Raw genomic sequence first — 4,926 nt, 5'->3', positions numbered from 1 at the left:
TGGATCGGCCCGGCGAAGCCGTCGCGGACGAGCTTCGGCAGGAGGCCGGAGTGGTCGATGTGCGCGTGGCTGAGGACGACCGCGGCGATCCTCGACGGCACGAAGGGAAAGGGCCGGTAGTTCAGCTCCTTCTCGGTCTTCGAGCCCTGGAACAGGCCGCAGTCGAACAGAACTTCCGCGCCCCCGACCTGCAGCCGGAAGCACGATCCGGTCACGGCGCGCGCCGCTCCGTGGAAGGTCAGCCGCGGCGCCATGGATGCCCTTCACCTCTCCCGGACATCGAGGGTACTCCCGCGCGCGGACGGCCGCAACGCGGCAGCGGGGCGGGCTACCCGGCGCCGGCTGCTCGCGCGTAGAACCAGTGCTTCACCGCCTCGGAGGCGGCGAGATAGGCGGCGGTGATGGCGGCAAGTCCGACGAGAACCGGCGGTGGCAGCGGCACGAAGCCGAGGAGCTGCGCGCCCGGCAGGTAGGGGATCAGGACCGCGAGCATCGCCACGGCCACCGAGAGCCAGGCAAGGGGGGCGCTCGGGCGGCTCTGCCAGAAAGGCTTGCGGGTGCGCACGATGAAGACGATCGCGAGCTCGGTGACGAGCGACTCCACGAACCAGCCGGTCTGGAAGGTCGCCGCGGTGGCGCCGGCGAGCGCGAGCAGGAAGCCGAAGGTCACGAGGTCGAAGAGCGAGCTGACCAGGCCGAAGGCGACCATGAACCGCCGCACGTAGCCGATGTCCCAGCGCCGCGGCGTCAGGACCTGGTCGGCGTCGACCCGGTCGGTGGCGATCGCGAGCGAGGGGATGTCCGAGAGCAGGTTGTTGAGCAGGATCTGCTGCGCGAGCATCGGCAGGAACGGCAGCGCCAGCGAGGCGAAGGCCATCGACACCATGTTGCCGAAGTTCGCGCTCGTGGTGATGGCGATGTACTTCATCGTGTTGGCGAAGGTGCGGCGGCCGTCGTCGACGCCCCGGAGCAGCACGCCGAGGTCGCGCTCGAGCAGGATCATGTCGGCGGCCTCGCGCGCGACGTCGACGGCGCCGTCGACCGAGATGCCGATGTCGGCCTCGTGCAGCGCCGGGGCATCGTTGATGCCGTCGCCGAGATAGCCGACGACGTGGCCGCGCCGGCGCAGCGTGCGGATGATGCGCTCCTTCTGGTTGGGGTCGATCTCGGCGAAGATCCCGGTCTCCTCGACCCGGGCGAGGAGCGCCTCGTCGGTGAGCGTCGCGAGATCGCCGCCGGTCAGGATCGCCGCGTGCGCGAGCCCGATCGTCGCGGCAAGGTGCTCGGCGACATAGCGGTTGTCGCCGGAGATCACCTTCACGGCGATGCCGCGCCCGGCGAGTTCGGCCAGCGTCGCGGCGATGCCGGGCTTCGGCGGATCGCGGAAGAGGAGGAATCCCGCGAAGGTCAGCCCGGCCTCGTCCTCGCGGCGCCATGCGTCGCGGTGCGGGGCGCGGCGCACGGCGAGGCCGAGCACGCGGATGCCCTCGAACCCCCAGCCACGGACCCGCTCGTCGATCGCGCGGGCATCGTCCTCGCCGAGCGGCCGCTCGCCGGTTCCGTCGGCGAGCGCGGCGCAGCAGGCGACGACGGGCCCCACGGCACCCTTGCAGATCATCAGATCCTCGGAGGCGCCGGGCTGGCGCACCACGACTGAGAGCCGCTTGCGGAAGAAGTCGTAGGGGATCTCGTCGACCTTGCTCCAGGCTTCGAGGGCATCGTCGGGGCGGCGCGCGGCGGTGATCGCCTCGTCGAGCGGATTCGCCATGCCGGTCTGGAGGCCGGCGTTGAGGAGCCCCCAGCGCCGGACCGCGTCCGACGGCCCGCCGGCCGGGTCGAGGCAGGCGTCGAGCCGGATCACGCCTTCGGTCAGCGTCCCGGTCTTGTCGGTGCAGAGCAGGTCCATGCTGCCGAGGTTCTCGATCGCCTCGAGCCGGCGCACGATCACCCCGCCCCGCGCCATGGTACGTGCCCCGCGGGAGAGCGTCACGCTGATGATCGCCGGCAGCAGCTCCGGCGTCAGGCCGACCGCCAGCGCCAGCGAGAAGAGCAGCGAGTCGATCGTCGGCCGCGCCAGGAGCAGGTTGGCGAAGAAGACGAGGATCACGATCGCCAGCATGATCTCGGTCATCAGGTAGCCGAAGCGCCGGATGCCGCGGGCGAAATCGGTCTCGGGGACGCTGCGCCGGATCGTCGTCGCGATGCGGGCGAACTCGGTCCGCTCGCCGGTCGCGACGGCGAGCATGGTCGCCGTGCCGCTGCGCACCGTGGTGCCGGTGAAGACGACGTTGCGGCGCTCCGCCAGCGGCGCGTCGGCGTCCGAGGTCCCGGGCGCCTTCACGATCGGGAAGCTCTCGCCGGTCAGCGCCGACTCGGTGACGTTGAGGTCGCGCGCCTCGACGAGCACGCCGTCGGCGGGGACGAGGCTGCCGGCGGACAGCCGGACGAGGTCGCCCGGCACCAGCGCCGCCGCCTCGACGATGCTCTCGCGGCCGTCGCGCACCACGGTGACCCGGTGGGCGATGCGGGCGATCAGCGCCTCCATCGCCCGCGACGCGCCGTATTCCTGGGTGAAGGAGAGGGCGCAGCTCGCGAGCAGGATGGCGCCGATGATGACGGCTTCGGCAAGCTCGCCCACGAACGCCGAGACGATCGCCGCGAAGACGAGGATGAGCACGAGCGGGCTGCGGAACTGCCGCGCGAAGACCAGGACCGCCGAGCCCCGCCCGCCTCGACCGAGCGCGTTCGGCCCGCTCGCCGCCAGCCGCGCCGCAGCTTCGGCGGCGCTCAGCCCGGCCGCCGGGGTGCCAAGCGTCCGGAGAAGGGATGCCGCGGGGCTGGTCCAGTACCGCTGCGGAACCTCGGGCATGGACGCTCCCTGCTGTTTCAGACCGAGGCTTCCGCGCTCCCTCCAAGCTCGCATGTCGCCGGCCGGCCCGCCATCTCTTCCTCGGTGTCTCGGTGTCTCGATGCGCCCGAGCTTGCCTGGGAGCCGCGACTGCCAAATGCCTTGACCCGCGACCGGGGGAGACGGACCCTGCCGCGATATCGGAGGAGAAGGCGCGAATGATCGGTGGCAGGCTCTTCGAGGCGGCGCTCGCGCTGTGCGTGGTTGTGGCAGCCGGCGCCGCGGCAGCGCAGGCGCCGGGCGGACCGCTGCCCGAGCGGCGGCTGACCGTCGAGCCCGGCGTCGACTTCTACGGCAGCGACCTGCGGTCGATCTTCGGCACGACCCTGCCGATCTGTCGGGACGCCTGCCTGGCGGAAGGCGCCTGCACGGCCTTCACCTTCAACACCGCGGCGAACGCCTGCTTCCTGAAGTCCGATGACGGCGCCCGGACCCCCTTCCCGGCGGCGCTGTCGGCGACGCTGGCGCCTCAGCCCGAAGGTCTTGCGACCCGGGCGGCCGCGCGTGCCGCGGAGCTCGGCTTCCTCCCGGCCGGCCGGCTTGCCGCGGCGCGCGAAGCGGCGCTCTCGGCCGGCTTCCCGCAGGAGGCCCAGATCGCCGAGCCGACGGTCGCGGCCGAACTGGACGCACTGCTGGCCGAGGTCAACCGGACCGACGCGGCGGCGGCCTGGGCCGCGCTCGCCGCCTTCGCCGCCGGGGCGGCGGTCGAGGACTGGGATCAGCGCACGAGGCTGCGCGACCTCGCCGTCTCGGCCGGCATCAACGGCTTTCTTCGCGCCGGATCGGACGCCGAGGCCGGCGAGGCCGCGCGCCTCACCGGCGTCGCGCTCGAGGCGGCGGGCGAGGGCCGCGCCTCGCTCGACGCACTCCGTCTCGCCGAACGGCTCGCGCCCGGGCCGGCGATTGCCGCCGCGGTGGCGCGGGCCGAGGGCCTCTACGGCTTCCGCGTCACCGACCGCCAGGTCGACTTCGAGGCGGCGAGCCCGCGCGCCTGCTTCGACTTCTCCGAGCCGCTCGCCGGCGCGGGCGTCGAATACGCCGACTTCGTCCGCGTCGATGCCGGGACCTTCCCGGTCGAGGCGCGCGACCGCCAGCTCTGCATCGACGGGCTGGCGCACGGCTCCCGCTACCGGGTGACGCTGCGCGCCGGCCTGCCCTCCGCCGCCGGCGAGCGCCTGCGCGCCTCGGTCGGGCAGGAGGTCTACGTCCGCGACCGCACGCCCTCGGTGCGCTTCGCCGGGCGCGCCTACGTGCTGCCGAAGAGTGCCGAGGCGGCGCTGCCGATCGTCTCGGTCAATGCCGGGGAAGCCACGCTGCGGCTCTACCGCGTCGGCAGCCGCAACGTCGCGACCGTGCTCGGCAACGGCGACTTCGGCAGCCCGCTGACCGGCTACGAGGAGACCCGCCTCGGCGACACCCTCGGCGCTCCGGTATGGGAGGGCGCGGGTGTGCTCGCGCAGGAGCTGAACCGCGACGTGACGACGGCGCTGCCGATGGGCGACGTCGTGGCCGGCCTCGCCCCCGGCCTCTATGTCCTGACCGCGCGCGTCGTCGACGGGCCGGCACGCGAGGACTGGGAGGCGACCGCGACGCAGTGGTTCGTCGTGACCGACCTCGGCCTCGCGACGCTGACCGGCGCCGACGGCCTCCACGTCTTTCTCCGCGGCCTCTCCGATGCGACCGCGCGCGCAGGCGTCGTCGTGAAGCTCCTGGCCCGCAACAACGACGTGCTCGGCGAGGCGGTGACGGACGCCGAGGGCCACGCCCGCTTCGATCCCGGGCTGCTGCGCGGCCGCGGCGGCGCCGAGGCCGCGCTGGTGACCGCCGAGGCGGGCGACGACTACGCCTTCCTGAGCCTCGCCGAGCCCGGCTTCGACCTCTCCGACCGCGGCGTCGCCGGCCGGCCCGCGCCGCCGCCGGTCGACGTCTTCGTGACCACCGAGCGGGGCGCCTACCGGCCGGGCGAGACTGTGTTCGCGACGATCCTTGCCCGCGACGACCGCGCGGCCGCGGTCGAG

General features: G+C 73.4%; 3 protein-coding genes. 1 reads left to right on the top strand and 2 read right to left on the bottom strand.

What is annotated here, in order from left to right:
- Together Q0112_RS04455 and mgtA are read right to left on the bottom strand one after the other, a co-directional pair.
- The coding region (locus Q0112_RS04455) for an MBL fold metallo-hydrolase (protein ID WP_297971990.1) at nt 1-254 on the bottom strand (254 nt) is incomplete at its 3' end.
- Between the two features lie 74 nt (nt 255-328).
- Entirely contained in the window at nt 329-2,869 is a 2,541-nt protein-coding gene (mgtA, locus tag Q0112_RS04450; RefSeq protein WP_297971987.1) for a magnesium-translocating P-type ATPase, read from the bottom strand.
- Between the two features lie 197 nt (nt 2,870-3,066).
- Between mgtA and Q0112_RS04445 the strand changes: the two genes are divergently transcribed.
- Nucleotides 3,067-4,926, top strand: a 1,860-nt coding sequence (locus Q0112_RS04445) for a PAN domain-containing protein (protein ID WP_297971984.1), incomplete at its 3' end; no start/stop codon positions are given.

This window comes from uncultured Amaricoccus sp., from assembly GCF_937858865.1.
GTDB lineage: Bacteria > Pseudomonadota > Alphaproteobacteria > Rhodobacterales > Rhodobacteraceae > Amaricoccus.
This window is presented reverse-complemented; position numbering and strand designations above follow the sequence as displayed.

Coding starts and splice junctions, on each gene's coding strand:
- mgtA (WP_297971987.1), bottom strand. CDS start 2,869: ATGCCCGAGGTTCCGCAGCGGTACTGGACCAGCCCCGCGGCATCCCTT.